Raw genomic sequence first — 14,577 nt, forward strand, 5'->3', positions numbered from 1 at the left:
TCCCTCTCTCAGTAGTAGGCCAGGCGGGCCTGCCGCACCAGATCCTCGTAAAGGCGGGCATAGGGTTCCACAGCCTGGCACCAGTTGAACGGCTGGGTCATCGACAGGCAGCGCATGGCGTTGAGCAGGTCTTTCTTCTGGTATACATAGAAGGCGCGGGCAAGCGCTTCGCGGTAGCTTTCCACGGTGGATTCATCGAACAGGAAGCCGGTGACACCGTTCTCGATGGTGTCGGCCAGCCCGCCGGTGTTGCGCGCCACCGGCAGCGAGCCGAAGCGCTGCGCGTACATCTGGCTGAGGCCGCAGGGCTCGTAGCGCGATGGCATCAGCAGGAAGTCGCTGCCGGCGAACATGCGGCGGGCATCGGTTTCGTTGAAGCCAATGCGCACACCGATGCGCCCAGGATGGCGCAGCGCCAGTTCGCGCATGGCCTGTTCTTCTTCCGGCTCGCCACGGCCGATGATCGCAATCTGGCCACCTTGTTCGACGATGTAGTCGGCCACGCCCAGGGTCAGGTCCAGGCCTTTCTGGTAGACCAGCCGCGACACCACGGCGAACAACGGCCCTTCGGAGGGCTCCAGCTGGAACAGCTGGCGCACCTCGCGGGTATTGCGCGCCTTGCCTTCCCAGTCATTGATGCTGAAGTTGTGCTGCAGGTGCTTGTCGGTGGCCGAGTCCCAGCTTTCGTCGATACCGTTGGGGATGCCGCCCAGCAGGCCTTGCTGGGCCTTGCTGGCGAGGAAGCCATCCAGGCCGCAGCCGAATTCCGGGGTGGTGATTTCCTGGGCGTAGGTGGCGCTGACCGTGGTGATGTGGCTGGAGTAGGCCAGGCCGGCCTTGAGGAACGACAGCTTGCCGTAGAACTCCATGCCTTCCTGCTGCATGGCATGGTCGGGGATCGCCAGTTCCGGGCTGCAGCCGCGGCTGTAGACACCTTGGTAGGCCAGGTTGTGGATGGTGAACAGGGTCGGGGTGTTCAGGCCGCGCCAGTGCATGTAGGCAGGCGCGAGCCCAGCAGGCCAGTCATGGGCGTGCACCAGTTCGGGCTTCCAGTGGATCATGCCTTCGCCTGCTGCGATCTCGGCGGCAGCCAGGCCCAGGCGGGCGAAGCGGATGTGGTTGTCGGGCCAGTCGCGACCGTTGTCGGCAGCATAGGGGGTGCCAGCGCGCTGGTACAGCTCGGGGCAGATCAGCACATAGATGACCAGCCCGTCGGGCAGGTCCATGCGGCCGATCTTGCACGGCGGCAAGGCAGCATGGCCGCTCAGTTCGCCGACGATATGAATGGGGTTGTCGCTCTCCACCACTTGCGGGTAGCCCGGGATCAGCACCCGTACGTCATGCAGATGCCCCAGCGCCCGCGGCAGGGCGGCAGAAACGTCGCCCAGGCCGCCGGTTTTCACCAGGTCGGCGATCTCCGAGGTGACGAACAGGATCTTGCGCTTGTTGGGGTTGTGCTGGCGGCGCTGGGCGCCGGGTGCCTTGCCTGTCGTGGCGAAATCCGGGGTGACCGATTCGCGATTGTCCGAGGTAAAGGTGTCTACGTGAGGCTCGACAGCGGCACTGATCATACTTCTCTCCGTCCCTATGCTTTGGTCGGGTGCTGGCACCCGTGGCGGTATCTCGTGTTGGTTCTCTCTGATGCTGAATTCTGCGTAGTGCATTCCATGCCCCTGAGTCGTGCGCGCAGGCACAGCGCGATCGGCATTCCCGCCAAAAGCGATTGGACTGGTTGGGATGGGTGGGCCGACCCAGGGAATGCCCCTGGCGTTTGGCCTACTTAGTTCCTGACCTGCCGGCTTTCCTGAAAGTTCGACTTTTTTTCATCACTCTTCCGATGAGCAAATGGCGGGCCGAAACCCGAGTGTAGGAGAGAAAAAGGGGGAAAGGTGACCCGCTGGTCACTAATGTGACGCCGCACGTTAGACGCAAACGTTGGCGTATGCGAGCGGATGTGTATGCATGACCGGCGAGCCTGGCGAGCGGCGCAAGGCATGCCCCAATCAAGCAATGCCTGCACCGATGTGGTGCGTTTTAACGCTTCGCCCTGGGCTTGCTCCTGCCGACGATTGTGCACCTTCCTGTAGCGGGGCGATGCCCTGCACCATGACGAGTCGCCAGACACTTCTGAAAAGTTTGCGAGTTATATGTTCCGGCAAATACGCCTGCTGAAAAAAGTTTGTCAGTAAATGCTTTGGGAAATTGCCTACGGCACGCCCTAGGGCATTAAACCCATCGTTCCTGTTATATCGGGTCCGAACCGTTTAAGTTGTTCTTCAGTCACTGCCTCATCCTCCATGTCGTCATGGGTTGAAACCCGCAATGCCACGATTTATCTGGCGTGCAGCCTGGCGTCTGGCCAATTTGGTTCGACATTCTCATCTTGAAGAAGGCCAGGGTGTGGTTGTTTTTCGCCGATAAAAAGCATGGCGGGTAGAGCAACTTATGAAACAGTCTGCTTACGCTTCGGTTTTCAGGCGCTCGCCGCGCGCACGGAATTCGAAGTGGTTTCATTCAAGCTGGAGGAGACCCTCAGCCAGCCATTTGTGCTGAACCTGGAACTTGTCAGCTACGAAAACGATATCGACTTCGGCCACCTGCTCGACAAGCCGGCGCTGTTCACCCTTTATTCCGTCGACCGGCCGGTGCGACACGTACATGGCCTGGTCAGCGCCTTCAGCCAAGGCGAAACCAGCTTTTCTCGCACGCGCTACCACGCTGTGGTCGAACCGCAGCTGGCACGTGCCCGGTTGCGTTCGAACTGGCGCATCTTCCAGCAGAAAACCGTGCCGCAGATTCTTGAACTGATGTTCAAGCGCCAAGGTATCAACCGCTTCGAACTGAACAGCTGCGCCGAGCACCAGGTACGGGAGTTCTGCGTCCAGGCGGGGGAGACCGACCTGGACTTCATCCGCGCATCGATGGCCCGCACATGGCCACGGTGGTCGGCCCGCCGGGCGAGGAGATCTACTGCGACGAATGGGGCCGGGTCAAGGTCAGCTTCCCCTGGGACCGGGAGAGCGAAGGCAACGAGTTCAGCTCCTGCTGGGTGCGGGTGTCGCAAGGCTGGGCCGGTGGCAGCTGGGGTTCGATGGCCATCCCGCGTATTGGCCAGGATGTGATTGTCCAGTACGTCAATGGCGACCCCGACCAGCCGATCGTCACCATTATTACCGAGACCAAGTATCGAACGGGGGGCGTGTTTTCGCCGGGGAGTTTGCCGGTTACGAAGGGGAGTGAGGGATATCCGAGTGCCAGGCAGATGAGTGATGCGTGGATACACCCAAGGCTTGCGGATGAAGTTGGGGAAAGAAGAGCGGCAGTAATGTATCAGGAAGGCTATGAACGTTGGTTAATGATAGTTGATGAGCGTGGTGCGGTAACTCAAATATCTAAACTTGATAAAAATGCGCGAGTGGTCGGCGAAGTGGCAATTTAGGGGGCGGCAATGAAAAAATTTGATGAAATTAAGCGTGAGCCTTTACTTCAAGAGGCAGCTTTTAAGGATAGTCTATCCTTTTGGAAGGAATTTTATTTTGAGCGGCAGGCAGAATCTTTTCTTTCTATTGAAAGGCCGGATTATGTTAACGTTGAGGGGTTGAGTTGGAGTTGGTGCTTCGGTTCCTTGCAGTTGTTGGTGGGCCTCTATTCGGGAGGAGAAACCATTGATTCGCTACGCCCCTATGCTGAGCATATGTTTTCCCAGTTTCAGCGTCATAAGCAGGCCTATCCGAATTTCTCGCTGAAGCTATGGGAGCCAGATGCCTACCAGTTTGCTCTTTGGCTTTTGTCTTTGGCGGTGCTGTTGAATATGCCGGGGCGGATAGAGCAGGTCGCAGGTTATCTAAGTGATAATGCCGAGGACGGCCAGGATTTGCTTTTGAGGCAACTTTTTGCCAGGGTTGGCATTGCTTTGGCTGGGAATGATCTGATAAACAAACGGCCCTATGCAGAGTTGCTTAATGCCATAAATGCTCAAGGTGATGAGCAGCAACAAGCTTTACGCAGCTATCTAAAACAATGGTATCGCGGCATGCGTAACTGCTATTGGCATGACCGTCATAGACGACGGAGCGATGCCGGCTTCTTTGGCTACTGGGCATTCGAGGCTGGGATGGTTACGGTGTTGTGGGACGTCGACGACGCGCCCTACAGAAACTTACCTTATTACCCTAAAGATTTGGTTGACTATGCGCGTGAGCGTCAGGTCATTCAAACCTTTCCCCGGAGTCTTCAAGCTGCGACTTATTCGGATGCGATTGCCAAATCAGGAGAGCTTTGTCCTCGGACTGGGGTGTGGGTCTGCGACGATTGGGTCGTGGGGCCTCAAACATTTATGCAAGGCGTTGAAATGCCCGCTGACGAGGGACGTATCTTGACCTGGCGCTTGGTAAAGGGCCTATAAGGGCTGATCTGACCAAGTCGCCTTTTTTGCAGGTGAGCGTGGCCGCCTGAGTCCAGTGGGTGTGAAAGATGTGTCGATTCGATCAGTGTAAGCGTGAACCATTGCTGCAAGAAGCAGCTTATCTAGATAGTGTTTCTTTTTGGAAGGAAAAATATGTCGAACGACAGGCTGATCCTTTTCTTAAAATTAAGCGTCCCGAATATGTAAACGTTAAGATGTTGAGCTGGAGGTGGTGCTGGCAAACTGTGCATTTGCTTGTGGCTCTTTATTCAGGTGGTGAGCCCGTCAAGTCGCTTGAATTCTACGCGGAGCACATGTTCAACCAGTTCCAGCGTCACAAACGCTCTTATCCCGTTTTCTCTTTGAAGCTATGGGAGCCCGACGCCTACCAGTTCGTACTTTGGCTGCTGTCCCTCGCAGTGCTGTTGGATATGCCTGAACGCATCGAGCAGATCGCCGGTTACATCAGTGACGACCCGGATCATGGTCAAGACTTGCTGACTCACCAACTGTTTACCCGAGTCGGCATCAACCTGCCCGGTCAGGCACTGATCCACCCAAGCCCCTACGCAGACTTGCTGCAAGCCTTGAACGGCGAACAGGCCGAACAGCAGCAGGCCATGCGCAGCTATCTGAAGAAATGGTACCGAGGCATGCGCAATTGCTATTGGCATGATCGCCACAAAGCCCGAAGCGATGCCGGCTTTTTCGGCTACTGGGCCTTCGAGGCCGGTTTGGTCACGTTGTTATGGGATATCGACGATACGCCTTACCGCGATTTGCCGTATTACCCAAGAGACTTGGTCGATCACGCCCGGCAGCGTTCGGCTCGCCTGAATTAGCGTGGAGGAGGGCCAATGGGCCACTTTGACAGCATCAAGCGCGACCCGTGGATGGTCGAGCAGCACTATCGGGCCTCGACCCATGAAAAGGAACAGGAATTCGCCGACCCGGACACCCAGGCCTTGCTGGCCGGCCCCGCCGAGCACAGGCACCACTACCGGGGGCTTAGCCGCTACTGGGCGCACATGGCTTTGGAGCTGGCCATCCAGCGCTACTCCGGTGGCGAGCCGATGGAACTGGTGGAGGCCTATGTCGATTACGCGTTCGCCCAGTTCGCCCGGCATTTTTCCGCGTACCCGGCAGCCAGCGAGCAATTGCGCCCGTGGGTGGCGGACGACTACCGGCTTGCCCTGTGGCTGCTGTCGCTGGCGGTGCTGTGCGGTTACCCCGAGCGGGTCGGCCAACTGCTGGACTGGCTGAACCAGGCCGACGAGCGCAGCCCCGACCTGCTGCTGCATCGGCTGTTCCAGCGCCTGGGCAAGGCATATCCAGGCTCCTCGTTACTTCACCCCGAGCCCTACGCCACGTTGCTGGACAGCCTCGATCTACGTGGCCCCGCGCAGCAGGACGCGCTCATGCGCTACCTCGGCCAGTGGTACGCCGAGGCGCACGGCTGTTACTGGCACGAGCGCCACGCGCGGGCACGCGGTGACCACCTGGGCTATTGGGCATTCGAAGCGGCGCTGGTGGCGTTTTTATGGTCGGTGCAAGGCGATGCCCTGCAAAGCGCGCCGCAGTTCTACCCGAAGGCACTTGTCGACCGGGCCCATTACCGGCGGCTGGGCAAGCAGTTCCGCGACCCGGAAACCGCCAGGCGCGAGGATGCCCCCGGCTGGCCATCCGGTACCCCTTGCCCGTGGCCCGGCCACTATACCTGCGTCGAACGTGCGCTGGGTGAGCAGGTGTTCATGCACCAGGCACCTTTCCCCGAAATCGATGGCCAGGTCGTGCACTGGCGGCTGTCGAGAACGTTCTGATTGAGGCCGCCGGCACCGGTGCCCGGCGCGTCATATAAGCAAGGAGTCGCAACAATGCCTGCCATCGTTCTGCTAGGCCACGCTCACCACTGCCCGCTGTGCGGCCCGACCAGCGTCAGCAGCGGTTCCAGCCTGTTCTTCGTCAACGGCAGGGCCGCAGCAAGGGTTGGCGACCGGCTCGGGTGTGGGGCGCTGATCACCAGCGGCTCGGCACTGATGATGGATGACGGGCAGCCGTTTGCCAGGGTCGGCGATACCACCAGCCATGGCGGCGTACTGGAAAATGGCGATAACAGCTGGCTGCTTGATTAAGCACTGTGGGAGCGGTTCAGCTCCCACCGGGAAGGGACATTATCAGAGGCTGACGGCGTCGCCGTCAGTGCGTGCCTGTGCCAGCAGCAGGTTCAGTTGGGCGACCTGCTGACGCAGCTGGTCACGTTCTTCCTTCAGTTTACGCAGCTCATCACGGCGCACGGAGACATAGAGGGTCTGGGTTGGAGTAGCAGGCATCAAGGTACCCATGAGCACACCTCGCGGTTTTGGCTGGTGACAAGTTAAAGCGTAGACGCTTCACGCGGGGCGCATTCTGAATTCTTTTGCAGGTCTTGGGAACTTTTTTGTTTATCGTGGTCGCGCCGTTCGTCGCTGAACCCACGAGCGGTTCGCTGGACTAACCTGAAGGCTGCACTGTGTTGTCATTCAATTCGCAAGGGGAGCATCGGCTCATGCAACTGGGAATCATCGGGCTGGGCCGCATGGGCGGCAATATCGCAAGGCGCCTGATGCGCGCCGGCCACCGTACCGTGGTGCACGACCGCAGCCGTGAAGCCATCAGCACCTTGGAGGGCGAGGGTGCCCAAGGGGCGCACGACCTCGGGGCGCTGGTGCAGAAGCTCAAGGCACCGCGTGCAGTGTGGGTGATGCTGCCGGCCGGCGAGCCCACCGAGCAGACCATCGCGCAGCTGGCCGAGCTGCTGGAGCCGGGCGATGCGATCATCGACGGCGGCAATACCTTCTACAAGGACGATATGCGCCGGGCGGGCGAGCTGGCCAAGCGCGGGCTGCACTACCTGGACGTGGGCACCTCCGGCGGTGTGTGGGGCCTGGAGCGTGGCTACTGCATGATGATCGGTGGCGAAAAGGACGTGTTCGAGCGCCTGGAGCCGCTGTTCAAGGCACTGGCCCCGGGCGTGGGCGACATCCCGCGTACCCATGGCCGCAGCGGCGAGTACCAGCGCGCCGAGCACGGCTACATCCATGCCGGCCCAGCCGGCGCCGGGCACTACGTGAAAATGGTGCACAACGGTATCGAGTACGGCTTGATGCAAGCCTATGCCGAAGGCTTCGACCTGCTGCGCAGCAAGGGTGGCAACGAACTGCCCGAGGACCAGCGCTTTGACCTGGACGTGGCCGAAATCGCCGAAGTGTGGCGGCGTGGCAGCGTAGTCACCTCGTGGTTGCTCGACCTGACCGCCGATGCCCTGGTGGCCGACCCTCAACTGGCGCAGTTCAGTGGCTCGGTGTCGGACAGCGGTGAAGGCCGCTGGACTATCGATGCCGCGGTCGAGCAGGCAGTGCCGGTACCAGTGTTGTCCAGCGCCCTGTTCGCCCGCTTCCGCTCGCGCCAGCAGCAGGGCACCTACGGTGACAAGATCCTCTCGGCCATGCGCCTGGGCTTCGGCGGCCACATCGAGAAGAAAGGCGAATGACCAGACAGCACATTCCTGCCGCTCCACCCTGTACCCTGTTCCTGTTCGGCGCCAATGGCGACCTGGTCAAGCGCCTGCTGATGCCGGCGCTGTACAACCTCAGCCGCGACGGCCTGCTGGACCGCAACCTGCGCATCGTCGGCGTCGACCACAACCCGGCCACTGCCGAGGAGTTCGCCGAGCGCCTGCATGCGTTCATGGTCGAGCGCAATAAAGGCGGTGAGGGCAGCAGCAAAAGCCTGGACGAGAAACTCTGGGCGCGTTTGGCCAGGCGCCTGGACTACCAGACCGGTGACTTCCTCGACCCGGCCACCTACCAGGCCCTCGCCAGGCGCATCGACAAGACCAGCCATGGCAACGCCATCTTCTACCTGGCGACTTCGCCGCGGTTCTTCCCGGAGGTCGCCCTGCGCCTGGGGCAGGCCGGCTTGCTCGACGAATCCGCCGGTGGCTTTCGCCGCGTGGTGGTGGAGAAGCCCTTCGGCACCGACCTGGCCAGCGCCGAGGCGCTCAATGCCTGCCTGTTGAAAGTGATGGGCGAGCGGCAGATCTACCGCATCGACCATTACCTGGGCAAGGAGACGGTGCAGAACATCCTGGTCAGCCGTTTCTCCAACGGCCTGTTCGAGTCGTTCTGGAACAACCATTACATCGACCACGTGCAGATCACCGCCGCGGAAACCGTCGGTGTCGAGACCCGCGGGGCTTTTTATGACAGTACCGGGGCGCTGCGCGACATGGTGCCCAACCACCTGTTCCAGTTGCTGGCGATGGTGGCCATGGAGCCCCCGGCGGCGTTCGCCGCCGATGCCGTGCGCAGCGAGAAGGCCAAGGTGATCGGCGCCATTCGCCCGTGGTCGACGAAGATGGCCCTGAAGCACTCAGTGCGCGGCCAGTACCGCGCCGGCAAGCACGGGCGCAAGCAGTTGCCCGGTTACCGCCAGGAGGCCAACGTCGCCCCCGACAGCCAGACCGAGACCTACGTGGCACTGAAGGTGATGATCGACAACTGGCGTTGGGCTGGGGTGCCGTTCTACCTGCGCACCGGCAAGCGCATGAGCGTGCGCGACACCGAAATCGCCATCTGCTTCAAGCCCGCTCCGTATGCCCAGTTCCGCGAGTCGGAACTGGAGCGGCCCAAGCCCAATTACCTGAAAATCCAGATCCAGCCCAACGAAGGCATGTGGTTCGACCTGCAAGCCAAGCGCCCCGGGCCGGAGCTGGTGATGGAGAACGTGGAACTGGGCTTTGCCTACAAGGACTTCTTCAAGATGACCCCGGCGACCGGCTACGAGACGTTGATCTATGACTGCCTCACCGGTGACCAGACGCTGTTCCAGCGCGCCGACAACATCGAGAACGGCTGGCGGGCGGTGCAGCCATTCCTCGACGCCTGGGCCCAGGGCGGCGAGGTGCATGAGTACCCGGCCGGTGAAGACGGGCCCGAGGCCGGCAATGAATTGCTGGCGCGGGACAAGCGCGAGTGGCACCGGCTGGGGTGAAATATTGCTCAAGCGTGTGCCGGCCCTTTCGCGGGTAAACACGCTCCCACAGGTGCACCGATGGGCTTCAGGGCTGCGGTGTTCCTGTGGGAGCGGGTTTACCCGCGAAAGGGCCGGCACAGGCGAACAGACAAAGGAACAACAATGCCTGCCCACATCGAAGACTACGCCCTGCTGGGCAACTGCCGCAGCGCCGCCCTGGTCAGCCGCGATGGTTCGCTCGACTGGCTGTGCCTGCCACGCTTCGACGCCCCGGCAGTCTTCGCCGCCCTGCTGGGCAACGAAGAAAACGGCCGTTGGCGCCTGGCCCCCAGCGACCCGGTGCAGCACAGCAACCGTCGCTACCTGGATGACACCCTGGTGCTGGAGACCACCTGGGTGACGGCCACCGGCCGGGCTCGGGTGCTCGACTTCATGCCATTGGGCGAGGTCAACTCGGTGGTGCGCATCGTCGAGGGCCTGGCGGGTGAAACCAACTTCGAGATGGACCTGGTCATGCGCTTCGATTATGGCCGCAGCGTACCCTGGGTCGAGCGTGTGGCACCGCTCACGCTCAGCGCCGTGGCCGGGCCTGATCGCCTGGTCCTGGCGGCGACAGTGGCACCGCACGCGCGTGACCACCACACGGTGGCCCGCTTCCGGGTCGGTGCGGGCCAGCGGCAGGTGTTCAGCCTGCGTCACCAGCCATCGCACCTACCGGTGGAGCCGGACTGCGACATCGACGATGCCCTGAAAGGCACCATCGACCAGTGGCAGGCTTTCGCGGCCCGCTGTCCCGAGGTCGGCCCCTACAGTGCCCTGGTGCGCCGTTCGCTGCTGACCCTCAAGGCCATGACATACGCCCCCACCGGCGGCATCGTCGCTGCGGTCACCACATCGCTGCCCGAGCGCATCGGCCACGAACGCAACTGGGACTATCGGTTCTGCTGGCTGCGCGATGCCACCATGACCCTGTTGGCGTTCATGAACCTGGGTTACTTCGACGAAGCCCAGGCCTGGCGTGAATGGCTGCTGCGCTCGGTGGCGGGCAACCCCGAACAGATGCAGATCATGTATGGCCTGGCCGGTGAGCGCGACCTGCAGGAATACACCCTGCCGTGGCTGGCCGGCTACGAGCATTCGCAGCCCGTGCGCGTGGGCAATGCGGCCTCGACGCAGACCCAGCTCGATATCTACGGTGAACTCGCCGATGCCATGGCCCAGGCCATCAACGGCGGCTTGCCGCGCCACCCGCGCAGCGCCGCCATCGCCCGGCTGATCCTGCCTTACCTCGAGCGCATCTGGCGCGAGCCGGACGAAGGCATCTGGGAAGTGCGCGGTGGCCGGCAGCAGTTCGTGCATTCCAAGGTCATGGCCTGGGTGGCCTTCGACCGCGCCGCGGGGCTGGCCGACACTACCGAGGAAGGCCGCGAGCGTGGCCAGCATTATCGCCAGGTGGCCGAACAGATTCGTCGCGAAGTATGTGAACAGGGCCTGGATGCCAGTGGCCAGTATTTCGTCCAGGCCTATGGCTCGAGCGAAATGGACGCCAGCTTGTTGCAGATTGCCCTGACCGGCTTCCTGCCGGTGGATGATCCGCGCTTTTTGCGCACCCTGGAGCAGATCGAACAGCGCCTGCTGAAGCATGGCCTGCTGCTGCGCTACGACAGTGACAGCTGCAGTGACGGCCTGACGCCGGGCGAGGGCACCTTCCTGGTGTGCTCGTTCTGGCTGGCCGATGTGTATGTGCTGCTGGGCCGCCAGGCCCAGGCCCAGGCCCTGTACCAACGCCTGACCGGCCTGTGCAACGACCTCGGCCTGCTGGCCGAGCAGTACGACCCGGTCGGCCAGCGCATGCTCGGCAACTTCCCGCAGGCGTTCAGCCATATCGGTATCATCAACACCGCGCTGAACCTGCACCGGGCCCAGTGCCCGGTACGGGACCGGGCGACCCGGCGTTAACGACATGCGATGGCTGGCATGCCTTTGCCGGGCGGCTAGAGCAAACCCCAACGTTTCAGAAAGAACCGTGTCATACCGGCAAAAGGGCGGTCTGCACCGGCCTGGGTTCGTATGCGCAGCAAGAAATCACGCTGGCGCTCGGCAGTAAAGCCACCTTCCTGAAAAAGTAATACCAGCGTCTCCAGCGTTTCGTAGGCATTCCACCGCAGGCGCAGCAATTCCTGGCGGTTCAACCCGAGCACGTCCTCTGCAGCTTTCACCGCTCTGCCGGATTGACTGGATCCGGTTACGGCGACCAACCAGACTTCGCGTGTTTCCGGGATGGCTTTCCAGGCAAAGAGCTGTTCAGGGTCGGCGACGTACGGGTTGATGAGTTCAGCGTCTTCCTGAGCGTAGAGTCGTGCCACTGCAGCATCTGTGGTGGTGACTGGATCGGGGCAGATAGTCTGCAAGAGGGATTTCAGCTCCGCGCCGTCGGTGGGCAGGGTCAACGGCACTGTAGGCGGCGCGAGCCTTGGGCCCTGCACCGGAAACGTATCGCCTTTATAGGTCTGGTTGCAGATTTGGCAGCTGAACGTGTAGTTGTCGTAGCAATACGCCAGCCACCAGTACTGGCTTTTGGGTCGGAAGTGTTCGACGTCGCCATGCGCTACCACCGCAGTGTCCGCTTCACAGTAGATGCACTTGTTGTAGGACTCGGCCTTGAGTTGCGGCTTGGCGCGGCCCCAGACCTGACGGTTCTTGGGCCTGAAATTGACCGTTCCCGTATGGCCATCGTCCTGGTAGTACTGCACCAGGTTGTTGAGTTTGGTTTCCAGTTGAGTTCCGGTGAAGCCCTTTAATTTTGCGGCGGAGCGAGTGCGCGAAACCTTGATCATGGCTCGCTCTCTAGGTTTTTTGTGATGGCTGTGAGCTTGCTTGGCGATATCCTGGTTTTGCGCTTGTTCTTGAGCAATGAAGTTTTGAGGCTGCGGATCAACTCGGCTTGCTCTTTTGCATAGTGCGGCATGACGTCCCATTCGGGGGCGTCGTTCAAGATGCTCTGCAGCGCTTTCAACTGCGCGGCTTCCTGCTTGTTGAGCGAGTCTTTGAGGCTGAGTTCTCTGACTGCGTTGCGAGTCTTTTCGATTTCGACTGATTCCAGCGAGTCCAGACCGAACATGGGGCTCATCAGCAGTTGATGAAGCATCATCTTGCGCGGTTCGCCGACGAACGGGACCAGGGTAGGTGTTGCCGCTGAACCTTCTCTTCGGATGACATAGAGTTCACCTTCACCGCTTTGCTGTGCCGTGAGTGCCGAGTGCGTGGTGGCGATGAACTGGAAGTTCGGCAGGGTGCTGGAGAGAAACTCGACCAGATGACGCCGCCATACCGGATGCAGGTGCAGATCGATTTCGTCGATCAGCAGCACCCCGCGCGTGCCGAGCGGGTTCTTGCGGTCGGGAAAGGTTTCGGTAATCCGGTACAGTAGATCGCCACACCAGGCGGCCATGTTCTGGTAACCGTCGGAAAGCTGGTTGAGTGGTATTTCGCCATCTGCCGTGTTGAAAATGATCTGCCGCGTGGCCCGGTCAATGCGCGAGAACTGCATGCCGGGTAGAAGCTTGTCGAGCGCCTCATTGAGCGCACCCATCATCGACGACAGGCCTTTGCGGTAATCGAGGTCCATTACCCACTGTTCAAGTGACACCAAGCTGGCGTCTGGCGAAAACATGGTCGCCATGCCTTGCGCCCGTGGTACCCGTGAGCGTTCATCGGGGAACGTGGAGCGCATGTTGGTCACCGGTGGCCGACGGGAAACACCGTAAGCCAGGACAAAGTAGTTGCGATCAGCTTTGGCAATCGCGGCATCCAGCGCTTCCAGCGAGGCATGGTTGTTGGCGAAAATCTTGCGGATTCCGTCGCCACGGTTGATTTCCAGCGCTATCTCTCGGGTTTCGCCCTTGGCGGTAACAAGCGTTCCTTCAATACGGCATTTGTTCGCGCCATTTCTGATCCATGAATCAGGGGTGCCGAGCAGTTCAGGAAGGGCATCGCTGCCTGCCAGCAGCAATGCAATCGCTCGCAGCACCGAACTTTTGCCGCAGCCGTTTTCGCCAAGTAGCAAAGTCCAGCGACGCGTTCCGCCGACACTGGCATGGAAGTCCAGGTCCAGGGACTTGATCGAACGGACATCGCGCAACGCGATTCGCACCAGATACATCGTGAGGTCCTTCCAGTTCTGTAGGCGTATCAGTCATCTTGAAAGGCGACTGTCTGTTGGCGAGGGGGCTTGGGCAATGATCAACGTCATGCCTGTCAGCAATCAAGGTGGCGCTCATTTTAGCAGTTGCGAGAAGCTACCCGAACCGAGTATCAAGGCTTTTCACACAGAGCCTTGCGCAAACACCATTCGGCACGGAGCACCCATGGGTATTCGCGGTACAGACCGGCAGATCGGCAACATCGAGTTCAATGTCAGCGTCATCGACCCGGACGGCTATGAACTGGCGGTGTGGACGGCCCAAGCCTGATGGCCAACCACAAGATCGAAATCCGCCGACGCAACATCGGCAAGATCCTGCAGGCGGCGGAAAAGGTATTTGCCGAAAAGGGCTACGGCGCCACCTCGATGGGCGATATTGCCGAGCAGGCCGAGTTGCCGCGTTCCAACCTGCATTATTACTTCAGCACCAAGGACGACCTGTTCCGTGCGGTGTTGCAGGATCTGCTGGAAGTGTGGAAACAGGACGCGCTGTGCTTCGAGAACTTCGACGACCCGCGCGTGGTACTGACCAGTTATATCCGCGCCAAGATGGGCCATTCACGCTCACGCCCGCTGGGTTCGAAGATCTGGGCCGAGGAGATGCTGCACGGGGCGCCGGTGCTGGGGGCGGACCTGGCGGAAAGCCTGGTGCCCTGGGCCAAACTGAAGGAGGCCAAGATCCGTCGTTGGGTAGAAGAGGGGCGCATCCTGGCGGTGGAGCCTTCGGCGCTGCTGTACATGATCTGGGCCTCGACCCAGCACTATGCCGACTTTGGTTACCAGGTCGAGCTGCTCAATGGTGGCGAGGCGTTGTCGGACATGGCGTTCGAGAATGCGGTGCAGACGGTGACTTGCGTGATTCTGCGGGGGATCGGGCTGGAGCCTTGATGGGCAAAGCCTGGTTTGCGCCGGCAGTGTAGGAGCGGCCTTGCGTCGCGAAAGGGCCGCAGAGCGG

The 14,577-nt window shown here is 60.8% G+C and carries 12 protein-coding genes and 1 pseudogene; 9 read left to right on the forward strand and 4 right to left on the reverse strand.

Features of this window, described 5'->3' with window-relative positions:
- Window positions 1–8: 8 nt before the first annotated feature.
- A complete protein-coding gene (gene glgA, locus B4L76_RS00150) occupies window positions 9–1,571 on the reverse strand; it encodes a glycogen synthase GlgA (protein WP_296229694.1) in 1,563 nt (520 codons plus the stop codon).
- An 855-nt stretch (window positions 1,572–2,426) separates the two neighbouring features.
- Here glgA and vgrG point away from each other — a divergent pair.
- The 5 genes and pseudogenes from vgrG to B4L76_RS00175 all read left to right on the forward strand — a co-directional run.
- Window positions 2,427–3,334 (forward strand): annotated as a pseudogene (gene vgrG / locus B4L76_RS00155) (type VI secretion system tip protein VgrG); the annotation flags it as partial.
- Window positions 3,335–3,448: 114 nt separating this feature from the next.
- On the forward strand, window positions 3,449–4,405 hold the full coding sequence (locus tag B4L76_RS00160) for a PoNi-like cognate immunity protein (RefSeq protein WP_296229695.1): 957 nt from the start codon (window positions 3,449–3,451) through the stop codon (window positions 4,403–4,405).
- Window positions 4,406–4,473: 68 nt separating this feature from the next.
- The gene (locus tag B4L76_RS00165) at window positions 4,474–5,247 is read left to right on the forward strand and encodes a PoNi-like cognate immunity protein (protein ID WP_296229696.1); all 774 of its coding nucleotides are present in this window, start codon (window positions 4,474–4,476) and stop codon (window positions 5,245–5,247) included.
- A gap of 15 nt (window positions 5,248–5,262) precedes the next feature.
- The gene (locus B4L76_RS00170) at window positions 5,263–6,225 is read left to right on the forward strand and encodes a PoNi-like cognate immunity protein (RefSeq protein WP_296229697.1); all 963 of its coding nucleotides are present in this window, start codon (window positions 5,263–5,265) and stop codon (window positions 6,223–6,225) included.
- Window positions 6,226–6,243: 18 nt separating this feature from the next.
- Window positions 6,244–6,537 carry a PAAR domain-containing protein gene (locus B4L76_RS00175; RefSeq protein ID WP_296229703.1) on the forward strand — a complete coding sequence of 98 codons (294 nt, stop codon included), beginning with the start codon at window positions 6,244–6,246 and terminating at the stop codon, window positions 6,535–6,537.
- 42 nt (window positions 6,538–6,579) lie between these two features.
- Here B4L76_RS00175 and B4L76_RS00180 read toward each other — a convergent pair whose 3' ends face one another.
- Complete coding sequence (locus B4L76_RS00180) at window positions 6,580–6,747, reverse strand: DUF6026 family protein (protein WP_186674681.1); 168 nt, start codon at window positions 6,745–6,747, stop codon at window positions 6,580–6,582.
- A 203-nt stretch (window positions 6,748–6,950) separates the two neighbouring features.
- Here B4L76_RS00180 and gnd point away from each other — a divergent pair, with 203 nt between their 5' ends.
- The 3 genes from gnd (at window position 6,951) to B4L76_RS00195 (ending at window position 11,377) form a co-directional block, all read left to right on the forward strand.
- Window positions 6,951–7,934: a phosphogluconate dehydrogenase (NAD(+)-dependent, decarboxylating) gene (gene gnd / locus B4L76_RS00185; protein WP_296229698.1), complete on the forward strand. Its 984-nt coding sequence runs from the start codon at window positions 6,951–6,953 to the stop codon at window positions 7,932–7,934.
- Window positions 7,931–9,436, forward strand: a complete 1,506-nt coding sequence (gene zwf, locus B4L76_RS00190; protein WP_296229699.1) for a glucose-6-phosphate dehydrogenase — start codon at window positions 7,931–7,933, stop codon at window positions 9,434–9,436. Before gnd ends, zwf begins: the two co-directional genes overlap by 4 nt.
- Before the next feature lie 144 nt (window positions 9,437–9,580).
- Window positions 9,581–11,377, forward strand: coding sequence for a glycoside hydrolase family 15 protein (locus B4L76_RS00195; protein WP_296229700.1), 1,797 nt, complete (start codon window positions 9,581–9,583; stop codon window positions 11,375–11,377).
- 35 nt (window positions 11,378–11,412) lie between these two features.
- Here B4L76_RS00195 and B4L76_RS00200 read toward each other — a convergent pair whose 3' ends face one another.
- The gene (locus B4L76_RS00200) at window positions 11,413–12,255 is read right to left on the reverse strand and encodes a hypothetical protein (RefSeq protein ID WP_296229701.1); all 843 of its coding nucleotides are present in this window, start codon (window positions 12,253–12,255) and stop codon (window positions 11,413–11,415) included.
- Entirely contained in the window at window positions 12,252–13,580 is a 1,329-nt protein-coding gene (locus tag B4L76_RS00205) for an AAA family ATPase (protein ID WP_296229702.1), read from the reverse strand. The genes B4L76_RS00200 and B4L76_RS00205 overlap by 4 nt, the downstream gene beginning before the upstream one ends.
- Window positions 13,581–13,889: 309 nt before the next feature.
- On the opposite strand from B4L76_RS00205, the gene B4L76_RS00210 reads away from it, so the two are divergent.
- Entirely contained in the window at window positions 13,890–14,510 is a 621-nt protein-coding gene (locus tag B4L76_RS00210) for a TetR/AcrR family transcriptional regulator (protein ID WP_170030615.1), read from the forward strand.
- Window positions 14,511–14,577: the final 67 nt, after the last annotated feature.

It is taken from the genome of Pseudomonas sp. UBA4617 (genome assembly GCF_002386445.1).
GTDB lineage: Bacteria > Pseudomonadota > Gammaproteobacteria > Pseudomonadales > Pseudomonadaceae > Aquipseudomonas.

Excerpts from the sequence above, each read along its gene's own strand:
- zwf (WP_296229699.1), top strand. The coding sequence starts at position 7,931 with ATGACCAGACAGCACATTCCTGCCGCTCCACCCTGTACCCTGTTCCTG.
- B4L76_RS00170 (WP_296229697.1), top strand. The coding sequence starts at position 5,263 with ATGGGCCACTTTGACAGCATCAAGCGCGACCCGTGGATGGTCGAGCAG.
- B4L76_RS00210 (WP_170030615.1), top strand. The coding sequence starts at position 13,890 with ATGGCCAACCACAAGATCGAAATCCGCCGACGCAACATCGGCAAGATC.
- glgA (WP_296229694.1), bottom strand. The coding sequence starts at position 1,571 with ATGATCAGTGCCGCTGTCGAGCCTCACGTAGACACCTTTACCTCGGAC.
- gnd (WP_296229698.1), top strand. The coding sequence starts at position 6,951 with ATGCAACTGGGAATCATCGGGCTGGGCCGCATGGGCGGCAATATCGCA.
- B4L76_RS00180 (WP_186674681.1), bottom strand. The coding sequence starts at position 6,747 with ATGGGTACCTTGATGCCTGCTACTCCAACCCAGACCCTCTATGTCTCC.
- B4L76_RS00195 (WP_296229700.1), top strand. The coding sequence starts at position 9,581 with ATGCCTGCCCACATCGAAGACTACGCCCTGCTGGGCAACTGCCGCAGC.
- B4L76_RS00160 (WP_296229695.1), top strand. The coding sequence starts at position 3,449 with ATGAAAAAATTTGATGAAATTAAGCGTGAGCCTTTACTTCAAGAGGCA.
- B4L76_RS00200 (WP_296229701.1), bottom strand. The coding sequence starts at position 12,255 with ATGATCAAGGTTTCGCGCACTCGCTCCGCCGCAAAATTAAAGGGCTTC.
- B4L76_RS00205 (WP_296229702.1), bottom strand. The coding sequence starts at position 13,580 with ATGTATCTGGTGCGAATCGCGTTGCGCGATGTCCGTTCGATCAAGTCC.
- B4L76_RS00165 (WP_296229696.1), top strand. The coding sequence starts at position 4,474 with ATGTGTCGATTCGATCAGTGTAAGCGTGAACCATTGCTGCAAGAAGCA.